Genomic DNA, 20475 nt, shown 5'->3' with positions numbered 1-20475 from the left:
ACATGACCAGCGCACAGCGTAATCATCGAGCCCATAAAAAAGGAGCCTCGAAAGGCTCCTTTTCGTACAACCCGATGTGTCAGTCAAACACGCCGAAGGTCATGTAGCTGAACCACGAGCGGTCGCTGTTATTGGCTTCGGAGTCGTGTTCCTCTTCTTCGATCACGTCGCCTTTTTCATCTTTAGGCTTGAGATCGTTCGGAATTGCGTCCTTGGCGTCCTGGAACTGCTTCTGCACGTCCTGGTTGGCGCGGGTTTCGCCCGGCGGCAGTGGTGGACGGGATTCGATCAGGCCCAGGGTCGCCTTGCTCAGCCACGAGCGGTTGTCGGCTTCGGCCACCGAAGGCTGGAACTGACCGTCGACCAGGCTTGGATGGTTCGGGTAGTTGAGCTTCAGGGTTTCGAGGCTGGTAGCGGCCAGATCGTCCAGGTGCAGACGCTGGTAGGCCTCTGTCATCACCGCCAGGCCGTCACCGACCGAAGGGGTTTCCTGGAAGTTTTCCACCACGTAGCGACCACGGTTCGCGGCGGCGACATAGGCCTGACGGGTCAGGTAGTAGTCGGCAACGTGAATCTCGTAGGCCGCCAGCAGGTTGCGCAGGTAGATCATGCGCTGCTTGGCGTCCGGCGAGTAGCGGCTGTTGGGGAAGCGGCTGGTCAGCTGGGCGAACTCGTTGTAGGAGTCGCGAGCGGCACCCGGGTCACGCTTGGTCATGTCCAGCGGCAGGAAACGCGACAACAGGCCGACGTCCTGGTCGAAAGAAGTCAGACCCTTGAGGTAATACGCGTAATCCACGTTCGGGTGCTGCGGGTGCAGGCGAATGAACCGCTCGGCGGCGGACTTCGCCGCTTCAGGCTCGGTGTTCTTGTAGTTGGCGTAAATGAGCTCGAGTTGAGCCTGATCGGCGTAGCGACCGAACGGATAACGCGACTCCAGCGCCTTCAGCTTGGCTGTGGCGGCGGTGTAGCTATTGTTGTCCAGATCGTGCTGAGCCTGCTGGTACAGCTCGACCTCGCTCAGGTTTTCGTCTACGACTTCCTTCGATGAGCAAGCAGCGGTCAATGCGAGGATGGCGATCAGCAGCAGGTGTTTCACTTGCATGGCGGCTTGCGTCCCTATGACGGCCGCTGTCTTGGGCGGGGCCGTCCTGTTATGATGAACGCCCCGTTGAATAGCCTCGGGGCAAAAGACGCCGTATTTAACCACAAGCGCGCAGCCGAAACCAAAGGCTGTGCCGACGCCTAGTCTGAGCATGTCCGATAAAATTGAACTTCGCGCAGAGGTGCCGTCCGAATTGGGCGGCCAACGCCTCGATCAAGTCGCCGCACAATTATTCGCTGAGCACTCGCGCTCGCGCCTTTCCGCCTGGATCAAAGACGGCCGCCTGACTGTGGATGGGGCGGTTATCCGCCCGCGAGACATCGTTCATGGTGGTGCCATTCTTGAACTCACTGCCGAGCAGGAAGCTCAGGGCGAATGGATCGCTCAAGACATCGAGCTGGACATCGTCTATGAAGACGACGACATCCTGGTGATCAACAAACCCGCGGGTCTGGTGGTGCATCCTGCCGCCGGTCACGCCGATGGCACCTTGCTCAACGCCTTGCTCCACCACGTGCCGGACATCATCAATGTGCCCCGCGCCGGTATCGTGCATCGCCTGGACAAGGACACCACCGGTCTGATGGTGGTGGCCAAGACCATTCAGGCGCAGACACAGCTTGTCACGCAATTGCAGAGCCGCAGCGTAAGCCGGATCTACGAGTGCATCGTGATCGGCGTGGTGACTGCCGGCGGCAAGATCAACGCGCCGATCGGTCGTCACGGTCAGCAACGCCAGCGCATGGCCGTGATGGAAGGTGGCAAGCAGGCCGTCAGCCATTACCGCGTGCTCGAGCGTTTCCGCTCCCACACGCACGTGCGGGTGAAGCTGGAAACCGGTCGTACGCACCAGATTCGTGTGCACATGGCCCACATCAACTACCCGTTGGTCGGAGACCCTGCCTACGGCGGTCGCTTCCGTATTCCGCCGGCAGCCAGTGTGACCATGGTCGAATCGTTGAAGGCGTTCCCGCGTCAGGCGCTGCATGCGCGGTTCCTGGAGCTGGATCACCCGACCACCGGTAAACGCATGAGCTGGGAATCGCCACTGCCGGACGATTTCGTCTGGTTGCTGACGCTGCTCAAGCAAGACCGCGAGGCGTTCATCGGATGAGTGACTGGCTGATTCCCGACTGGCCTGCGCCTGCCGGGGTGAAAGCCTGCGTTACCACCCGTGCGGGCGGCGTCAGTCTGGCGCCGTTCGACAGCCTCAACCTCGGCGATCACGTCGATGACAGCCCCGAAGCTGTGGTCGAAAACCGCCGTCGCCTCACTGATCATTTCGCTATTCAGCCGGCCTGGTTAAAGCAGGTTCACGGCATTGCCGTGGCCCACGCAGACCCAAGCCTTACGGCCACTGCCGATGCCAGCTGGACGGCAACGCCCGGTATTGCCTGCACGGCAATGACTGCGGATTGCCTGCCGGCGCTGTTTTGTGACCGTGCCGGTACTCGCGTCGCGGCGGCTCATGCCGGATGGCGCGGGTTGGCGGCGGGTGTGCTGGAAGCAACCCTCGACAGTCTGGCCGTGCCGCCAGAAGAAGTGCTGGTCTGGCTCGGTCCGGCCATTGGTCCGCAAGCCTTTGAAGTCGGCCCTGAAGTGCGCGAAACCTTCGTCGAACAATTACCCAAAGCCGCTAAAGCGTTTGTGCCGAGTGCAAATGCTGGCAAATTCATGGCTGATATCTATGAGCTGGCGCGCTTGCGTCTGGCGGCTCGCGGTGTCACCGCTGTTTATGGTGGCGGTTTCTGTACCGTGACCGATCCTCGCTTCTTTTCTTACCGCCGTAGTCCACGTACCGGTCGGTTTGCCTCCTTGGTCTGGCTCGAACGCTAGACTTCTCTGATCTACATCAACATCACGACGCTTGAATCTCCCAGAATCGACCACATCTAAGTGATATCTGGCAGGTTTCTTCATTCAGGATGTTTCATAGGTCCGGCCTGCTCAAAAGGAAGGTGACCCATGCGTATAGACCGTTTAACCAGCAAGTTGCAGTTAGCCTTGTCCGACGCCCAATCCCTGGCCGTTGGCCTCGATCATCCGGGCATTGAACCGGCGCACTTGATGCAAGCCATGCTTGAACAGCAGGGTGGTTCGATCAAACCCCTGTTGATGCAGGTGGGCTTCGACGTCAACAGCCTGCGTAAAGAGCTGACCAAAGAGCTCGACCAACTACCAAAAATCCAGAACCCGACCGGCGACGTCAACATGTCGCAGGATTTGGCGCGTCTGCTCAACCAGGCCGATCGCCTGGCCCAGCAGAAGGGCGATCAGTTCATCTCCAGCGAGTTGGTGTTGCTCGCCGCCATGGACGAGAACAGCAAACTCGGCAAGTTGTTGCTCGGTCAGGGCGTCAGCAAGAAAGCCCTGGAAAACGCAATCACCAACCTGCGTGGTGGTGAGGCCGTCAATGACGCCAACCATGAAGAGTCGCGCCAGGCGCTGGATAAATACACCGTCGACCTGACCAAGCGTGCCGAAGAAGGCAAGCTCGATCCGGTGATCGGCCGTGACGACGAAATTCGCCGGACCATTCAGGTGCTGCAACGCCGCACCAAGAACAACCCGGTGCTGATCGGTGAACCTGGCGTGGGTAAAACCGCCATCGCCGAAGGCCTGGCCCAGCGCATTATCAACGGCGAAGTCCCGGATGGACTGAAAGGCAAGCGCCTGCTGTCCTTGGACATGGGGTCGCTGATTGCCGGTGCCAAGTATCGTGGCGAGTTCGAAGAACGCCTCAAATCCTTGCTCAACGAACTGTCGAAGCAGGAAGGGCAGATCATTCTGTTCATCGACGAACTGCACACCATGGTCGGCGCCGGTAAAGGCGAAGGCTCGATGGACGCGGGCAATATGCTCAAGCCTGCGTTGGCCCGTGGTGAACTGCACTGCGTCGGCGCGACCACGCTCAACGAGTACCGCCAATATATAGAGAAGGATGCGGCCCTCGAGCGGCGCTTCCAGAAAGTCCTGGTGGATGAGCCGAGCGAAGAAGACACCATCGCCATCCTGCGTGGCCTGAAAGAGCGTTACGAGGTTCACCACAAGGTGGCGATCACCGACGGCGCGATCATCGCCGCGGCCAAGCTCAGCCATCGCTACATCACCGATCGTCAGCTGCCGGACAAGGCCATCGACCTGATCGACGAAGCCGCCAGCCGTATCCGCATGGAGATCGACTCCAAGCCGGAAGTGCTGGACCGTCTGGAGCGTCGTCTGATTCAGCTGAAGGTGGAATCCCAGGCGCTGAAGAAAGAAAGCGACGACGCGGCGAAGAAACGTCTGGAAAAACTCCAGGAAGAAATCGTTCGTCACGAACGTGAGTACTCGGACCTGGAGGAAATCTGGAACGCGGAAAAAGCCGAAGTCCAGGGTTCTGCGCAGATCCAGCAGAAAATCGAACAGTCCCGTCAGGAACTGGAAACGGCCCGCCGCAAAGGCGACCTGAACCGCATGGCCGAGTTGCAGTACGGGATCATCCCGGACCTGGAGCGCAGCCTGCAAATGGTCGACCAGCACGGCAAAACTGAAAACCAGTTGCTGCGCAGCAAGGTGACCGAAGAAGAGATCGCTGAAGTCGTTTCGAAGTGGACCGGCATTCCGGTGTCGAAAATGCTCGAGGGTGAGCGCGACAAGCTGATGAAGATGGAAAGCCTGTTGCACCAACGTGTGATCGGCCAGGACGAAGCGGTGATTGCCGTTTCCAACGCTGTGCGGCGTTCCCGTGCCGGGTTGTCCGATCCGAATCGCCCGAGCGGTTCGTTCATGTTCCTCGGCCCGACCGGTGTCGGTAAAACCGAGCTGTGCAAGGCGCTGGCCGAGTTCCTCTTCGATACGGAAGAGGCGATGGTGCGGATCGACATGTCCGAGTTCATGGAGAAACATTCCGTGGCTCGTCTGATCGGTGCGCCACCAGGCTACGTAGGCTATGAAGAGGGCGGTTACCTGACCGAGGCGGTGCGTCGCAAGCCTTATTCGGTGATCCTCCTGGACGAGGTCGAGAAGGCCCACCCGGACGTCTTCAACATCTTGCTGCAAGTGCTGGAAGATGGCCGACTGACCGACAGTCATGGCCGCACGGTGGATTTCAAAAATACCGTGATTGTCATGACCTCCAACCTCGGTTCGGTGCAGATCCAGGAATTGGTCGGTGATCGTGAGGCGCAGCGTGCGGCAGTGATGGATGCGATTTCCACGCACTTCCGGCCGGAGTTCATCAACCGGGTCGATGAAGTGGTGATCTTTGAGCCATTGGCTCGGGATCAGATCGCGGGCATTACTGAGATCCAGTTGGGTCGCCTGCGCAGTCGCCTGACCGAACGCGAGCTGAAGCTTGAACTGAGCTCTGAGGCCATGGATAAGCTGATCGCGGTGGGTTACGACCCGGTTTACGGCGCACGGCCGCTCAAACGAGCGATCCAGCGCTGGATCGAGAACCCGCTGGCGCAGCTGATTCTGTCCGGTCGTTTCATGCCGGGCGATACCGCCAAGGGTGTTGTGGAGAACGACGAAATCGTATTTGTCTGATCCACGACGGCAGCAAAATTGAAGAGGCCTCGCATTGCGAGGCCTTTTTTTCGCCAGGCTGTTGAACTTAAAGGAAAAGGCTTGTAAAGTGCGCCCCGCAGTAAGTCGCCCTGAAGGGTTCCAGCTCCCCAAGCAGGAATCTGAAATAAGTTGCAAATCATTAACTTGAAAGCAATTTAGGGGGTTGACAGAGGTGCTTAAGATTGTAGAATAGCGCGCCTCAGACACACGAACGCAGCGATGCGAACGGGTCGAAGAGGTGAAGCAAGCTTCACAGTTGTAAATTGAAATATGTAGTTCCGTGATAGCTCAGTCGGTAGAGCAAATGACTGTTAATCATTGGGTCCCAGGTTCGAGTCCTGGTCACGGAGCCAATTTCAAACCGGGGTATAGCGCAGTCCGGTAGCGCGCCTGCTTTGGGAGCAGGATGTCAGGAGTTCGAATCCCCTTACCCCGACCATTTTTGGGTCGTTAGCTCAGTTGGTAGAGCAGTTGGCTTTTAACCAATTGGTCGTAGGTTCGAATCCCACACGACCCACCATTTTTGAAACCAGTTCACACTGGGATCAGATCTTAAGATCAGAGGCCAAAAGCACTGATCGAAGAAGGCGACTTTTTAAAGGTCGCCTTTTTATTACCGGGGTATAGCGCAGTCCGGTAGCGCGCCTGCTTTGGGAGCAGGATGTCAGGAGTTCGAATCCCCTTACCCCGACCATATTAAAAATCCTCGTATCGAAAGATACGGGGATTTTTTTTGTCTTCGATTTTTTGTCTTCGAGAAAAAACACTTCAGTCATCGTACAACTTGCCGATAACGAGGCGACGGGGTACTGCCGAAACAACGCCCCTTATCCAGGCCACTACAAGAAAAAGGCGTTCGTTATGGTGCTTCGACAGTTAAATATCGCTCCTCGGGCAGCCTTGGGGTTTGCCTTGATTGCCGTATTGGTCGCGTTGCTCGGGATTTTTGCCCTGGGGCAGATGTCGAGCATTCGCGATAGCGAGGTGGCCGTGGAGAAACAATGGCTACCGAGCATTCGCGGCGGTGACGAGATCCGCGAAATCATGCTGCGCATCCGTACCATTTCCCTGCGCATGGCCCTGGATCAGGATCCGAAGAACATCCCTGTCTACCGCGGCCAGATGGACACTCGCGACAAAGAGTTGAGCGAGAAGATTGCGGCATATGACAGGTTGGTCAACACCGTCGAAGGCAAAGCCTTGTATGACCAGTTCAAAACCACCTTCGCGGCTTATCGTGCCGGCATTGCCCTATCTTTTTCCCTGGCCGAACAGGGTCGTCATGACGAATTGACCAAGTTGCTACTGGTAGACATGAAAACCGTGGTCGATGGTTCCGGCAAGCAGCTCACTGACTTGGCGGATCTGTTCGCCAAACAAGTCGCCGCCGAGAGCCAGAAATCTGCAGCGCATTACGAAACATCGCGGATGATCGTCAGCCTGTTTATCGCATTGGCGGCATTGGCCACCGTCGGCCTGGCCATGCTGCTGACCCGCAGCATCGTCAAACCTTTGAACGAAGCGTTGGATGCCGCGGAAAACGTGGCGCGAGGCGACCTGACGCGCCCCATCGAAACCCATGGCAACGATGAAGTGAGTCGTTTGCTCAAGGCGTTGGCGACCATGCAGCGCAACCTGCGCGAAACCTTGCAAGGTATCAGCGGCTCGGCCGCGCAATTGGCGACAGCGGCTGACGAGTTGAATGCCGTCACCCTCGACAGCACGCAAAACCTGCAACAGCAGAACAATGAGATCGAACAAGCGGCGACGGCTGTCACTGAAATGACCACCGCGGTGGAGGAGGTCGCTCGCAACGCGGTGTCGACCTCCGACGCCACGCGCCAATCCAGTGAGTCCGCGCATGTCGGCCAGGCGCGGGTCAGCGAAACAGTCACGGCCATTGGCGCCCTGGCCAGCGATGTACAGATCACCGGTGGATTGGTGCAGTCCCTGGCCAACCAGTCTCAGGGCATCGGCAAGGTACTGGATGTGATTCGTGCGATTGCCGAGCAAACCAACTTGCTGGCCCTCAACGCAGCCATTGAAGCGGCGCGCGCCGGGGAAAGCGGTCGCGGATTCGCGGTGGTTGCCGACGAAGTTCGCGCTTTGGCCTATCGCACGCAGCAATCGACTCAGGAAATCGAGCAAATGGTTCAGGGCATGCGCAACGGCTCAACTCAGGCGCTGGATTCCATGCACGCCAGCACAAGCCGTGCGGCCAGCACATTGGCCTTGGCCGAGCGTGCAGGTGAAGCGTTGCAGACCATCACCGCGTCGGTTCATCAGATCCACGAGCGCAATCTGGTGATCGCCAGCGCTGCCGAAGAACAGGCGCAGGTGGCGCGTGAAGTCGACCGCAACCTGGTGAATATCCGTGACCTTTCGGTGCGATCTGCCGCCGGGGCGGATCAGACCAGCGCGTCCAGCCAGGAGCTGTCTCAGTTGGCCAATGCCTTGCAGGGCATGGTGCGGCGCTTTCAGCTTTAAATTTTCCAGACGCAAAAAAAGCCGCGCTTCTCGATGGAAAAGCGCGGCCTGGTTTTCGGAAGCTTAGGCGCCGTCTTGGTCTTTCAAGTGCTCGAACAGGCCTTTTGGCATTTTCTTGCCATTGGCTTCGTAGTTGGCTTTCACGTTATCGAATGCCTCTTGCTCGTCGATGAAGCCATCATGGTTGGTGTCGATCTTGTCGAAGTTGGACTTCGGCGCGACTTTCAGGAATTCGGCACGGGATACCTTGCCGTCGCCATCCGTGTCGGTTTTTGCCATCGAGGCATCGCCACACTTGCCTTCGCCACATTTACCTTCAGGGGTCTTCACGACCTGTTCGGCCGAGGCCAGCAGGTAGCCTTGTGTCAGGGGTTGGGCGGCGAACACAGCGCCGGACAACATCATGCCACCGGCCAAAACAGCGCCGAGCAGACCGATAGTGTTTTTGGTGGTACGGGACATTTCAATACTCCTGGGTTGCACGACACAACCGTTCGATAAAGGACGCCACGCAAGTGCGGCGATAACCGTAGCTGGCGGGGAGCCTTGCTCGGGTGTGGCCATTTAGCGGGCGTGGTGTATCGCTACTGTGTCGCGCAAGGGGGGAGTTTGTAAGCGAAGGGGATGAAACGGCGGGGGAGATACAGTGAGACACAGATCTAAGAGTCGATGCAGAACAAATGTGGGAGCGGGCTTGCTCGCGAAGGGGTCATTACATTCAACATCTCTGTTGACTGTTACACCGCCTTCGCGAGCAAGCCCGCTCCCACAGTGGATTGTGTTCTATCAGTGAAGTTTGAGTCGCGGCTCAGTCCCGCGCCCGATCTTGCTGCCCAACATCAACATCGCCGTACGAAACGCGCCATACAGCGCCATCTGGTGCATGCGATACAGCGACACGTAAAACATCCGCGCCAGCCAGCCTTCCAGCATCACGCTGCCGGTGAGGTTGCCCATCAAGTTACCCACAGCCGAAAAACGCGACAGCGAGATCAACGAGCCGTAGTCGGTGTATTTGTACTCAGGCAGCGGCTTGCCTTCGATCCGCAGTTTCAGCGATTTGGCCAGCAACGAAGCTTGCTGATGCGCAGCCTGGGCGCGCGGCGGCACGTTGCGATCGCTGCCCGGCTGCGGGCAGGCCGCGCAGTCACCGAAGGCGAAGATATTCTCGTCGCGGGTGGTTTGCAGGGTCGGCAGCACTTGCAGCTGATTGATCCGGTTGGTCTCCAGGCCATCGATGTCCTTGAGGAAGCCTGGTGCACGAATCCCGGCCGCCCAGACTTTCAGGCTGGCGTTGATGACTTTGCCATCGGCGGTAATCAGGCTGTCGACCGTCACTTCACTGACGGCGGCATTGGTCATGACGTTGACCCCGAGTTTCTCCAGGGTTTTATGCACCGGCCCGCCGATACGTTCGGGCAACGCTGGCAACACCCGTGGCCCGGCTTCGATCAAGGTGATGTGCATGTTTTCCGGTTTGATCCGGTCCAGGCCGTAAGCCGCCAGTTCATGGGCGGCGTTGTGCAGTTCGGCGGCCAGTTCGACACCGGTAGCACCGGCGCCGACGATGGCCACGCTGATCTGCTCGACCTTGTCGGTCTGCCCGGCATGGGCGCGCAGGTAGTGGTTGAGCAATTGCTGGTGGAAGCGCTCGGCCTGTTTGCGGGTGTCGAGGAACAGGCAGTGTTGCGCCGCGCCCTGAGTGCCGAAATCGTTGGTGGTGCTGCCGACCGCGATCACCAGCGAGTCGTAACCCACTTCGCGTGCCGGGACCAATTCAATGCCGGCTTCGTCGTAGGTGGCCGCCAGCTGGATTTTCTTCTGCGCGCGATCAAGCCCGCTCATGCGCCCCAGCTGGAACTCGAAGTGGTTCCATTTTGCCTGGGCAACATAGTTGAGTTCGTCTTCGGAAGAGTTCAGGGAACCTGCCGCCACTTCGTGCAACAGCGGTTTCCAGATGTGGGTCAGGTTCGCGTCGACCAGCATCACACTGGCCGTGCCGCGCTTGCCCAGAGTCTTACCCAGACGGGTAGCCAACTCCAGACCGCCGGCGCCGCCGCCAACGATGACAATACGATGAGTCATGGGGATATCTCGCAAGGCTAAAAGAAATCGGTGCAGTCAACCGAGCGAGCGCGATGCTGCTCATAGCGTCAGGTAACTGATAAGTCGGCTCAACAGGCCCAGACCAATGGTCACTGCCAACACCACCACCAGGAGCATCCACGGCCGGAAAGGCCGGCGCTCGACTTGGTGCTGGGACAATTGCAGGTACTCTTCGACATGCTTTTGGTCGTCTGGGTTCAGGCGGCTGGTCATATTGGGCCTCGTCAGGGGGTAGACGTTGCTGAGTGTGTAGAAGCTACAGGCGGATTTAACGAACGTTGAACGGAGCATAGCCGCTGGCAGGAATGGGCTCGACGCTCACCGTATCGTCCAGGCGAATGATTCCACTTTGTAACACCCGGGCGGTGATTCCGCCATGTCCTCGAACGGCCTGAAAGGTCCCGGGGCCGAGGTTGTTCTCGAGACGGGCGCAGGGTTGGCACCAGCCAGTGGTTTCGAAAATCGCCTGGCCAATCCTGAAGCGTCGGCCCTTGAGACTGAAGAGATTGATGCCGCTGACGACGATGTTGCGCCGCAAGTCCTGCGCTAACACCGGTTGATCCACCGGGCGGCCCATCAGCGAATTGATCACCGCCAGATGCTCCCATTGGATCAGCGTTACCTGCCGCGCATTGCGTACGCCGGGACGCGTGTGATCACCGGTCAAACCGGCTTCAAGCCGCGCCTCCACGGCATCGAGTTCGATCATTTGAGAGCGTGACTGCGGCCGCACGCCGATCCAGCGAACGCGACCCGTTTGCGGCACTTCGGCAATCAGCGCCTGCAATGGACTCACAGGCTGATCCCGACGTCGAAAACAATGCTGCGACCCAGGTTGCTGCGCAGGAAATCCGGCGCATCCGGGTGAGCGAACAGCACACGGGCGAAGGTCGGGCCGACCAGCGACAACGAGCGCCAGCCCTGACGCAGGTATTCGGTAGGCGGCGGGAAATGGCTGTTGAGGTCCAGCACTTCGCGCTTGAGGCTGGCGAAGGCGATGATGTCCAGTTCGCCCAGGTCCATGCCGCGTTCTTTGTAGTTGTGCGCTTTTTTGCGCAAGGTCGGCGCCAGTCTCAGCAGAAACTCATTGGCCGGAATGCGCCGGGGCTTGGCCTCGCGCCGTACCAGCGAACTCAGGGAAAATGCGCTGCGCCGACGTTGCAGTTCATCGCGCCATTCGTCGTTGAGGCGTCGGCCTTCATCGAGCACGAAAAACACTTCGAAACTGGCGTCACGAAACAGCACGTCCGGCGGCTCCCCGGCCGGGGCGAATTCGTCGGCGCGATAGGGAATGTTCAGGCCTTGCAGCAGGCGCTGGCAGACCCAACGCTCACGCTCCCATTTGCGGGCATTGGACAGGAACGCGTTGGCTTGCTCGGCCGCAATGGTCAGCAGGCGTAAATAATCTGAGTCATCCATAGGCCCAAGCTTAGCGTTCATTTGCGACAAGCAGAAAGCGTGAAACGGTAAACAGTGGGACTGGGCGCTCGAAATGGGCGGTGTAGACTGATGGCCATTACTCAAATGAGCTTGAACGAGGAGTAGAACGTGAAATATTGGCCCGTGTTATTGCTCAGTCTTCTGCCTCTTTGGGCGCAGGCACTGGAGGTGGGTGAGCGGCTGGCGCCGTGGACCTTGCTCGATCAATTCGATCAGGCCTTCACGCTTGATAATCAGACTCAGACGTTGCTGGTGGCGCGCAGCATGGACGCCGCCAAACTGGTCGGCGCTGCTCTGCAGGACCAGCCCAAGGGCTACCTGGAGGCTCGGCACGCGGTATTTGTCGCGGACATCCAGCGCATGCCTCGACTGATCGCGAAAATGTTCGCTGTACCGGCCATGCGCGATTATCCCTATCGAGTGATGCTCGACCGCGATGGTCGCGTGGCGCCACGCTATCCCGGGCCTGTGGATAAAGTGCTGTGGCTGCAGCTCAAGGACGGTCGATTGGTGGCTCAGCATGAATACGCCACGGCTGCGCAATTGCGTGAGGCGCTGGAGAAAGCCCTGCCCTGATCCGCACAAAGCGCCTGTGACCGCAGGCGCTGACATCTCAATCGTCCATCAGCCCGCGCTTAGCGTTCAAATGTGATCGCAATGAAGGCAGTTCATCGCAGAGGTTCCGATCTGCCGGATTTGCTGCCCGCCATCCCCGCAATACTCCCCATCCCGCGCCCGGTTCAGGGCCTTGCACAAAACGGATAGCGATCTGCGCAAAGCGGATATTGCCCCGCGCCTGGCGCCTCTACCCTCGGCTGTACGGACGTTAGCCGTGTTGCCGACGCTCTTAAAAAAATAACAACAAGAGATAAATGCCATGCGCAAGATCGACGTACATGCGGTTATCGACAACGCACGATTCAATCGCTTTCACTGGATGGTGCTGTTCTGGTGTGCCCTGATCATCATTTTCGACGGTTACGATTTGGTGATCTACGGCGTGGTGCTGCCGATGCTGATGAAAGAGTGGGGGCTCAGTCCTCTGCAAGCGGGCGCACTGGGCAGTTATGCATTGTTCGGCATGATGTTCGGCGCGCTGTTTTTCGGCCCGCTGTCGGACAGGATCGGTCGCAAAAAAGCCATCACGATCTGCGTGATGCTGTTCAGCGGTTTCACCGTGCTCAATGGTTTTGCCCGCAACCCCACCGAGTTTGGGCTTTGCCGGTTCATTGCCGGGCTTGGCATTGGCGGGGTGATGCCCAATGTCGTGGCGCTGATGAACGAGTACGCGCCGAAGAAAATCCGCAGCACGCTGGTGGCGATCATGTTCAGCGGCTATTCGGTAGGCGGCATGCTCTCGGCGGGGCTCGGTATCGTGCTGATCCCGAGTTTTGGCTGGCAATCGGTGTTTTATGTGGCGGTGCTGCCGTTGCTGTTGTTGCCGTTGATCATGTACTTCCTGCCCGAGTCGGTGGGTTTCATGCTGCGTCAGGGGCGCAATGAAGAGGCGCGCAACATCCTGCAGCGGATTGACCCGGCGTACGTCGCGCAAACCAGCGATCAGCTGCACATGAGCGAAGTGAAGGGCACCGGCACGCCGGTGTTGCAACTGTTTCGCGAAGGTCGTGCGCTGCGCACGCTGATGTTGTGGCTGGCGTTTTTCTGCTGCTTGCTGATGGTCTACGCCTTGAGTTCCTGGCTGCCAAAACTGATGGCTAACGCCGGTTACAGCCTGGGCTCAAGTCTGTCGTTCCTGCTGGTGCTCAACTTCGGCGCCATTTTCGGCGCGGTGGGCGGCGGTGTGCTGGGAGACAAACTCAACCTGCCACGGGTGTTGGCGGTGTTCTTCGCCGTGGCTGCGGTGTCGATCACCTTGCTGGGCTTCAACAGCCCGATGCCGCTGTTGTATTTGCTGATCGCCATTGCCGGCGCCACCACCATTGGCTCGCAGATTCTGTTGTACGCCTGCGCCGCGCAGTTCTACTCCATGACCATTCGCTCCACCGGTTTGGGCTGGGCCTCGGGCATCGGGCGCAACGGTGCCATCGTCGGACCGCTGCTGGGCGGTGCCTTGCTCGGGATCAGCCTGCCACTGCAACTGAACTTCATGGCATTCGCCTTGCCCGGTGCGGTGGCCGCGATTGCCATGACCGTGTTCGCCGTGAGCAGTCGGCGCAGTGCCAAACAAATGTTGCCGGGCATCCACGGATCGCCTGACGGGGCTGTTGGCGAGGTTTCATGAAAACCTTATTCCAGGACTTTTCCCTGTCTGCGGCCGTCGCCGGTTTTATCGCCACGGTGATTTCCTACGCAGGCCCGTTGGTGATCATCTTTCAGGCCGCCGAGACCGCACACCTCTCGCGGGAGGTGTTGTCGTCCTGGATCTGGGCGATTTCCATCGGCAGCGCCGTGCTCGGCATCGGTCTGAGCCTGCGTTACCGCGTGCCGGTGATCATCGCGTGGTCGGCGCCGGGGTCGGCGTTGCTGGTGGCGCTGTTGCCGGGGATCTCCATGCCGGAGGCGGTAGGCGCGTATCTGGTCAGCAGCCTGATTATCTTTCTGGTCGGGGTCTCGGGAGCGTTTGACCGGATCATCGGCAAACTGCCCGCGGCGATTGCGGCAGCGATGCTGGCGGGGATTCTGTTCAGCTTCGGCACGGGGTTGTTCGTCTCGTTGCAGGGCAAACCGTTGCTGGTGCTGGCGATGTTCGCCACGTACCTGGTCTGCAAACGGCTGATGCCGCGGTATGCGGTGTTGATGGTGCTGCTGGTGGGCTGCTCGATGGCTTTTCTCTTCGGTGATTTGCGCAGCGAGGCATTGGTGATCGGTTTGGCCACGCCGGTGTGGATCACACCCGCGTTCAGCCTGAGCGCGACCCTGAATATCGCCTTGCCGCTGGTGATGGTGGCGCTGACCGGCCAGTTTGTTCCCGGCATGGCGGTGCTGCGCGCCAGCGGTTACGCAACACCGGCCGGGCCAATCATCGCCAGCAGTGCGCTGGGCACGGCGCTGTTGGCGCCGTTCGGTTGCCATGGGCTGAATCTGGCAGCCATCACCGCGGCGATTTGTACCGGGCGCGAGGCCCATGAAAATCCCGGCAAACGCTATGTGGCCGGGGTTGTGGGCGGGCTGTGTTACCTGGTGCTGGGGATCTTCGGCGCCACCCTGGTTTCGCTGTTTTCGGCGTTCCCCAAAGAACTGATCGCCGCCCTGGCCGGGCTGGCGCTGTTCGCCGCAATTGCCGGGGCGTTGGCCGGCGCAATGGCTGTGCCGAGCGATCGCGAAGCCGCGCTGGTGACTTTTCTGACCACCGCGTCGGGCATGTCGTTGTTGGGTTTGTCCGCTGCTTTTTGGGGGCTGATTTTCGGCATGGTCACCCACGTGTTGTTGAACGCCCGTCGTCCCGTTCACCGCCGCAAATCCGCTGCGGCTGAAGCACTTCAACCTGTCGATCAATAAAAATAAGAGAAAAAACAATGAAACAGATTCTTCCAACAACCGGTTCAGTGTTGTCCATGGCGGTCGTCTCGAGTTTCTCCGCCGGTGCGATGGCGGCCGAGAGTGGCTTCATCGAAGACACCACGGCGACCTTGCAAGCACGCAACTATTACTTCAGCCGGGACTTTTCCGACATCGTCGGGGCCAACCAGCAATCGAAGGCCGAAGAGTGGGCGCAGGGCTTCATCCTCAACGTCAAATCCGGTTACACCCAGGGCCCCGTCGGTTTTGGTGTGGATGTTATTGGCCTGCTCGGCCTCAAGCTCGACAGCAGCCCGGATCGGGTCAATACCGGTTTGCTACCGGTGCAGGGTGACGGGCGCGCGGCGAATGAATACAGCCGTCTGGAAGGCGCGTTGAAGGTGCGTTTCTCCAAAACCGAACTGAAGGTGGGTGAACTGCAACCCAACGTGCCAGTGCTGGCCTTCAGCGATATCCGTTTGCTGCCGCCCAGCTATCAGGGTGCAAGCATCAGCTCCAACGAGATCAATGGCCTGACCTTACAAGGTGGTCACTTGAGTTCGACCAGCCTGCGCAACGAGGCCGGCGACGAAAAGATGCAAGCCATGCTCGGTCATGTACCGCAGCGTCAGGTCAGTAGTGATGGTTTCAACTTTGCCGGCGCCGATTATTCCTTCAACGATAAACGCAGCTCGGTCAGCGCCTGGTTCGGGCAACTGGAAGATATCTACAACCAGCGCTTTCTCGGCCTCAAGCACAGCGAGCCACTCGGTAACTGGACCCTGGGCGCCAACGTTGGGTATTACGATTCGCGCGAAGACGGCAAAAAACTGCTGGGCAATATCGACAACCAGGCGTTCTTCTCCTTGCTGTCGGCCAAGCGTGGCGGCCACACGTTCTATGTCGGCTATCAGGGCATGTTCGGCGACAGCGCGTTCCCGCGAGTGTTTGCCAACATCAGCCCTCTGGGTAACGAGGTGCCGACCTATGAGTTTGCCTACACCGATGAGCGCTCCTGGCAGGCGCGTTACGACTACGATTTCGCCGCCCTCGGTGTGCCGGGGCTGACCAGCACTGTGCGCTACATCACCGGCAACAACGTCGACACCGGCAAAGGGTTCGAGGGCAAGGACCGCGAGCGTGATCTGGACATCGGCTATGTGCTGCAGAGCGGCAGCCTCAAAGGCCTCGGGATCCGTGTGCGCAACGCGATGGCTCGCTCCAACTACCGCAGCGATATCGACGAAAACCGCCTGATCCTCAGTTACACCTGGACGTTGCTATGAAGCAGGGATCACAGATTGCTCATGCAGTTACCCATCACTTGATACGTCACGCGATGAGTCTCGCCCTGATGATCGATGTAGACCATGGTGGCTGGCACGACGTCGCAGGCGGTCGCGGTGTTCGACACTGAAACCACTTCGGCGATGTCCAGCCGCTGTGCCGGGTTGTACGAGGTGGCGGCGGGTTCGTTGCCGGCGGCCAAGGCTGAGGTGGCGACAACGGTCAGAAACAGGCTGATCAGGGTTTTCATTTTTCCGTGCTCCGTGTTGATTTCGATACCTGAATTCTAGTCTTTGCCCGCGACCGATAAAGGGGCCAGCGCCTGATGCAGCCTTACATGAAACGTAACAGTCACTGCCCGTGGAGGGCTTATGGATCTGCTCAATAACTTGCGGGTGTTCGTCCGCGTGGTGGAGTGCGCAAGCTTTACGGCCGCCGCCGACGCGTTGGAACTGTCGACCGCGCAAGTGTCCCGATTGGTGGCGGATCTGGAGCAGCATGTGCAAGCACGCTTGCTGCAACGCACCACGCGGCGGTTGAGCCTGACCGAGGCCGGTGAGCGCTTTTTGGTACGCAGTCGGCAAATACTCGAAGAAATGGAGGTGGCAACGGCAGAGGCTCGCGGCGCCCATCTCAAACCGAGTGGACGGCTGCGGGTTCACAGCATGAGTGGCCTGGGCGTGCTGATCACACCATTGATCGCCCGCTACAGCGAGCTTTACCCCGACGTGGTGTTCGAGTTGACCCTGTCGCAGCGCAATCCCGATCCAATGGAGGAAGGGCACGACGTGGTGATTTCGATTGCCCACGAACTGGCCGATTCGCAAATGGTCGCCCAGGCCATCGGGCAGATTTACAGCGTGCCCTGCGCCTCCCCGCACTACCTGCAACGTCGTGGCGTGCCGCGCACACCGCTGGCGCTGAACGATCATCAGTGCCTGCGCATGCTCGACCCTTTGTACAGCGATGAATGGGTGTTCCGGGACGAAGTCGGAGAGCATGCCGTCAGCCCGGCCAGGACCTTTCAATGCAATGTTGCCGAGTCGATGGTCAAGGCGTCGGAGGCCGGCATGGGGATCAGCCTGATTCCGTTCTACACCGCGACGCGTCCGTTGAGCGATGGCACGTTGTTGCGCTTGCTGCCGGCCTGGCGCCCCCGTGAACGCAACGTATATGCGCTGTACCCGTCGCGGCGTTTTCTCGATGCCAAGGTTCGGACCTGGGTGGACTTTCTCAAAGCCGAATTACCCAAGCTGTTCGCTGAACACGAGGCGGTGATGAACGATCCACGGCATTGGGCCTGAAGTCGAAGGGTGTACAAGGGGCGGTGTAGACTGAGGGCCTGTTCTCTTTCGGCAAGACAAGGGAGTGTGCCCAGCCATGATCGGCGCCGAGTTACTGTCACCTGAAACCCTCACGGCGGGGTGGTTGATCTATGTGCCGGTGCTGATCTGGGCCGTTGCGCGAGCACCGTGGGTCGAACTGTTCAGCGACAGTCGCCGCCAGCATCTGTTGTTCGGCACGGTGTTCGCGCTGTTCATGCTCTGGCTGGTGCGACAAGACTTCGATACCGGCGTGTCCTACCACTTTATCGGCATGACCGCCGTGACCCTGTTGCTCGACTGGCCGCTGGCGATTGTCGGCGGGTTGGTGGCGCAAGCGGGACTGGTGCTGCTCGGGCGGCAAGATCTGGCGGCGATGGGGGTCAACGGCGCGCTGCTGATTCTACTGCCGGTGCTGGTCACCGAATGCTGCGCCATCCTGGTGGAGCGAGCGCAACCGCGTAATCCCTTTGTGTATATCTTCGTGTCCGGTTTCTTTGCTGCGGCGCTGTCGGCGTTGCTGTGCCTGCTGCTGGCGCTGTGGCTGCTGTGGTTCGACGAGCGTTTCGCCATGCCGTATTGGCTGGAAGATTTTGTCGGTTATCTGTGGCTGCTGATTTTTCCGGAAGCGTTCATCAACGGCATGGTGGTCAGTGCGCTAGTGGTGTTTTGCCCCGAGTGGCTGGAAACGTTCAATCGCACGCGCTACCTTTCGGCCCCCTGGAAAGACGACGATCCCAAATCTTGATCCACATCAAAGGCAAAAATCGCTCACGAATCCATGCTCTGGAAAACCTTCAGGAGCATCGAAATGAGTGTCTACGAATGGGCAAGGCAGGAGTTGCGTCACAGTCTGGATGGGGCGCAGGAAGTGGGTTTTGATCCGGGGTTGAGCCTGCGTGCCTTGCTCAGTGCAGTGGTGCAACAGAGCAAGGCAGTGCGCAGTGTCGAAGACCTGGCCGATGAGTTGCGTTTTCTTGCGGAAAACCTCGATGACAGCCAGGACTACGGTTTTATGCGGCCTTGAAGATCAGTGACGCGGCTCGAAGTCTTCGCTGAACAGGTCGTCTTCGGCATCTGGGCTGACCGGAATCTTGTGTTCTTCCGAGGCCCATGCCCCGAGGTCGATCAATTTGCAGCGATCCGAGCAGAACGGCCGGTTGACGTTGCTGGCGACCCATTCGACAGGGGCGCCACAGGTTGGGCAATTGACGGTTGGGGTCTGGCTCATGACTGGCCTCCACGCAAAGTAAGGTAAAAGTGATGCAGGCGTTCGACCTCGCTGTGCAGCCAGGCGAGGTCGCGGTCGTTGACCACCACATCGTCGGCGTGGCTCACGCGGTCCTGTCGGCTGGATTGGGCCTTGAGGATCGCCTGGACCTGTTGCTCGCTGGTCTGGTCACGCTGCAAGGTGCGCTCGATCTGTAGTTGTTCCGGGGCATCGATTACCAGGACTCGCTGGGTCATGGCGTATTGCCCGGACTCGATCAGCAGCGGCGAAACCAGAATCGCGTAAGGCGATTGTGCCTTGGCCAGATGCTCGGCGATTTCCTTGGCGATCAGCGGATGCAGCAACGCTTCGAGCCAGCGGCGTTCCTCTGGCACTTCGAAGATCAGTTTGCGCAACGCCGCGCGATCCAGCTGCCCGTCGGCTTGCAATACGTCGGGGCCGAAGTGTTCGGCGATCCTGGCCAGCGCCGGGCGCCCCGGCTCTACCACCCAACGCGCCGCGTGATCGGCGTCCACTACGTGCACGCCCAAGTCGATGAAGTGCTGGGCAGCCGCGCTTTTGCCGCTGCCGATGCCGCCGGTCAGGCCGAGAATCCAGGGTTTTTCCACAGGGGTATTCATTTCAAACCGACAAACTGCCAATAGAAGCCGGTTATTTGACCACCCCAGAGCAAGGCAATCCAGCCGGCAATTGCCAGATAGGGTCCGAAGGGGATCGGCGTGGAGGTTTTCGCGTTGCGCAAACGCAGCAAAATCACGCCGACAACGGCGCCCACCATCGACGATAACAGGATGGTCAGCGGCAAGATCTGCCAGCCACCCCAGGCGCCGAACATCGCTAGCAACTTGAAATCACCGTAGCCCATGCCTTCCTTGCCGGTGATCAGCTTGAACAGCCAGAACACCGACCACAACGCCATATAGCCGGCCACAGCGCCCCACAATGCGTCATGCAATGGCACGAACAAGGTGAAACTGTTGAGGATCAGCCCCAGCCATATCAGCGGCAGCACCAGCACATCCGGCAGCAGTTGGTGCTCGGCGTCGATCAGGCTCATCGTCAGCAACCCCCAGCTCAGAAGCAGCACCATGCAGGCCTGCCAGCCGAAACCGAAATGCCAAACGATGAACGCCGAGAGCAAACCGCAGGCCAGTTCGGTCAGCGGGTAGCGTTTGCTGATGGCTGCGGTGCAGTTCGAGCATCGACCCCGTAAGAACAGATAACTGAGCAGCGGAATATTTTCCCAGGCGCGGATTCGATGGCCGCAATGTGGGCACTGGGAATGGGGCAGCATCAGGTTGAAGGTCGGCAGCGGTGTTTCGCCAGGCAAGCCCAGCACTTCACGAGCCTCCTCACGCCATTCGCGGTCAAGCATTTTTGGCAGGCGCCAGACCACCACATTGAGAAAGCTGCCAATCAGCAGGCCGACCAACATGGCTGCAATCACGAAGGTCAACGGGTGGAGGGTCGGAATGTCGTTCAAGGGCATG

At 59.2% G+C, this 20475-nt stretch carries 21 protein-coding genes, 4 tRNA genes and 1 pseudogene; 16 read left to right on the top strand and 10 right to left on the bottom strand.

Annotation, left to right across the window (positions count from 1 at the left end; genetic code table 11):
* Nucleotides 1–79: 79 nt before the first annotated feature.
* Entirely contained in the window at nt 80–1102 is a 1023-nt protein-coding gene (locus tag KW848_RS16665) for an outer membrane protein assembly factor BamD (RefSeq protein ID WP_192410870.1), read from the bottom strand.
* Nucleotides 1103–1253: 151 nt separating this feature from the next.
* Between KW848_RS16665 and rluD the strand changes: the two genes are divergently transcribed.
* The 9 genes and pseudogenes from rluD to KW848_RS32460 all read left to right on the top strand — a co-directional run bounded on the left by rluD (nt 1254) and on the right by KW848_RS32460 (nt 8140).
* Nucleotides 1254–2216 (top strand): 23S rRNA pseudouridine(1911/1915/1917) synthase RluD, encoded by a 963-nt coding sequence (gene rluD, locus KW848_RS16660; RefSeq protein WP_007942311.1) that lies wholly within the window; start codon nt 1254–1256, stop codon nt 2214–2216.
* Nucleotides 2213–2938 (top strand): peptidoglycan editing factor PgeF, encoded by a 726-nt coding sequence (gene pgeF / locus KW848_RS16655; RefSeq protein ID WP_218537500.1) that lies wholly within the window; start codon nt 2213–2215, stop codon nt 2936–2938. Before rluD ends, pgeF begins: the two co-directional genes overlap by 4 nt.
* A 129-nt stretch (nt 2939–3067) precedes the next feature.
* Nucleotides 3068–5632, top strand: coding sequence for an ATP-dependent chaperone ClpB (gene clpB, locus KW848_RS16650; protein WP_218537499.1), 2565 nt, complete (start codon nt 3068–3070; stop codon nt 5630–5632).
* A 298-nt stretch (nt 5633–5930) separates the two neighbouring features.
* Nucleotides 5931–6006 (top strand) — tRNA-Asn (locus tag KW848_RS16645).
* Nucleotides 6007–6015: 9 nt separating this feature from the next.
* A tRNA-Pro gene (locus tag KW848_RS16640) sits at nt 6016–6092 on the top strand.
* A 5-nt stretch (nt 6093–6097) separates the two neighbouring features.
* Nucleotides 6098–6173, top strand: a tRNA-Lys gene (locus tag KW848_RS16635).
* Nucleotides 6174–6270: 97 nt separating this feature from the next.
* Nucleotides 6271–6347, top strand: a tRNA-Pro gene (locus KW848_RS16630).
* 167 nt (nt 6348–6514) lie between these two features.
* Nucleotides 6515–7285: pseudogene (locus KW848_RS32465) on the top strand (MCP four helix bundle domain-containing protein); the annotation flags it as partial.
* Entirely contained in the window at nt 7277–8140 is an 864-nt protein-coding gene (locus KW848_RS32460) for a methyl-accepting chemotaxis protein (RefSeq protein WP_375154722.1), read from the top strand. The pseudogene KW848_RS32465 and the gene KW848_RS32460, both read left to right, overlap by 9 nt.
* A gap of 63 nt (nt 8141–8203) precedes the next feature.
* Here the strand turns inward: KW848_RS32460 and KW848_RS16620 are convergent, their stop codons facing one another.
* From KW848_RS16620 to KW848_RS16600, 5 genes are all read right to left on the bottom strand, one after another.
* Nucleotides 8204–8602: an EF-hand domain-containing protein gene (locus tag KW848_RS16620; protein ID WP_111451083.1), complete on the bottom strand. Its 399-nt coding sequence runs from the start codon at nt 8600–8602 to the stop codon at nt 8204–8206.
* Between the two features lie 324 nt (nt 8603–8926).
* Nucleotides 8927–10225 (bottom strand): NAD(P)/FAD-dependent oxidoreductase, encoded by a 1299-nt coding sequence (locus tag KW848_RS16615; protein WP_192410873.1) that lies wholly within the window; start codon nt 10223–10225, stop codon nt 8927–8929.
* Nucleotides 10226–10285: 60 nt separating this feature from the next.
* Entirely contained in the window at nt 10286–10459 is a 174-nt protein-coding gene (locus KW848_RS16610) for a DUF3094 domain-containing protein (RefSeq protein WP_008154890.1), read from the bottom strand.
* Nucleotides 10460–10514: 55 nt separating this feature from the next.
* Nucleotides 10515–11042, bottom strand: a complete 528-nt coding sequence (locus tag KW848_RS16605; protein WP_192410874.1) for an MOSC domain-containing protein — start codon at nt 11040–11042, stop codon at nt 10515–10517.
* On the bottom strand, nt 11039–11665 hold the full coding sequence (locus KW848_RS16600; RefSeq protein ID WP_008154887.1) for a DUF1780 domain-containing protein: 627 nt from the start codon (nt 11663–11665) through the stop codon (nt 11039–11041). The genes KW848_RS16605 and KW848_RS16600 overlap by 4 nt, the downstream gene beginning before the upstream one ends.
* A gap of 129 nt (nt 11666–11794) precedes the next feature.
* Here KW848_RS16600 and KW848_RS16595 point away from each other — a divergent pair, with 129 nt between their 5' ends.
* From KW848_RS16595 to KW848_RS16580, 4 genes are all read left to right on the top strand, one after another.
* Complete coding sequence (locus KW848_RS16595; RefSeq protein WP_218537497.1) at nt 11795–12262, top strand: FAD/FMN-containing dehydrogenase; 468 nt, start codon at nt 11795–11797, stop codon at nt 12260–12262.
* A gap of 301 nt (nt 12263–12563) precedes the next feature.
* Nucleotides 12564–13928, top strand: a complete 1365-nt coding sequence (locus KW848_RS16590; protein WP_218537496.1) for an aromatic acid/H+ symport family MFS transporter — start codon at nt 12564–12566, stop codon at nt 13926–13928.
* The gene (locus KW848_RS16585; protein ID WP_218537495.1) at nt 13925–15145 is read left to right on the top strand and encodes a benzoate/H(+) symporter BenE family transporter; all 1221 of its coding nucleotides are present in this window, start codon (nt 13925–13927) and stop codon (nt 15143–15145) included. The genes KW848_RS16590 and KW848_RS16585 overlap by 4 nt, the downstream gene beginning before the upstream one ends.
* Before the next feature lie 17 nt (nt 15146–15162).
* On the top strand, nt 15163–16431 hold the full coding sequence (locus tag KW848_RS16580) for an OprD family porin (protein ID WP_218537494.1): 1269 nt from the start codon (nt 15163–15165) through the stop codon (nt 16429–16431).
* An 8-nt stretch (nt 16432–16439) separates the two neighbouring features.
* On the opposite strand, the gene KW848_RS16575 is transcribed toward KW848_RS16580, so the two are convergent.
* Nucleotides 16440–16682: a DUF2790 domain-containing protein gene (locus KW848_RS16575; RefSeq protein ID WP_192410878.1), complete on the bottom strand. Its 243-nt coding sequence runs from the start codon at nt 16680–16682 to the stop codon at nt 16440–16442.
* Nucleotides 16683–16803: 121 nt separating this feature from the next.
* On the opposite strand from KW848_RS16575, the gene KW848_RS16570 reads away from it, so the two are divergent.
* From KW848_RS16570 to KW848_RS16560, 3 genes are all read left to right on the top strand, one after another.
* Nucleotides 16804–17736: a LysR family transcriptional regulator gene (locus tag KW848_RS16570; protein ID WP_111451076.1), complete on the top strand. Its 933-nt coding sequence runs from the start codon at nt 16804–16806 to the stop codon at nt 17734–17736.
* 76 nt (nt 17737–17812) lie between these two features.
* Nucleotides 17813–18502, top strand: coding sequence for an energy-coupling factor ABC transporter permease (locus KW848_RS16565; protein WP_008153325.1), 690 nt, complete (start codon nt 17813–17815; stop codon nt 18500–18502).
* A gap of 63 nt (nt 18503–18565) precedes the next feature.
* Nucleotides 18566–18781, top strand: a complete 216-nt coding sequence (locus KW848_RS16560) for a hypothetical protein (protein ID WP_111451074.1) — start codon at nt 18566–18568, stop codon at nt 18779–18781.
* 3 nt (nt 18782–18784) lie between these two features.
* On the opposite strand, the gene yacG is transcribed toward KW848_RS16560, so the two are convergent.
* Genes yacG through KW848_RS16545 form a run of 3 tightly spaced genes read right to left on the bottom strand, consistent with a single transcriptional unit; the run spans nt 18785 to nt 20474 of the window.
* The gene (gene yacG / locus KW848_RS16555; protein ID WP_008153323.1) at nt 18785–18985 is read right to left on the bottom strand and encodes a DNA gyrase inhibitor YacG; all 201 of its coding nucleotides are present in this window, start codon (nt 18983–18985) and stop codon (nt 18785–18787) included.
* Nucleotides 18982–19605 (bottom strand): dephospho-CoA kinase, encoded by a 624-nt coding sequence (gene coaE / locus KW848_RS16550; RefSeq protein WP_111451073.1) that lies wholly within the window; start codon nt 19603–19605, stop codon nt 18982–18984. Before coaE ends, yacG begins: the two co-directional genes overlap by 4 nt.
* Nucleotides 19602–20474 (bottom strand): A24 family peptidase, encoded by an 873-nt coding sequence (locus tag KW848_RS16545; RefSeq protein ID WP_111451072.1) that lies wholly within the window; start codon nt 20472–20474, stop codon nt 19602–19604. Before KW848_RS16545 ends, coaE begins: the two co-directional genes overlap by 4 nt.
* Nucleotide 20475 lies beyond the last annotated feature (1 nt).

Source organism: Pseudomonas sp. PDM25 (assembly GCF_019219045.1).
Taxonomy (GTDB): Bacteria; Pseudomonadota; Gammaproteobacteria; order Pseudomonadales; family Pseudomonadaceae; genus Aquipseudomonas.
Note: the sequence above shows the minus strand (reverse complement) of the source record. Positions and strands in the feature narration are given on the sequence as shown.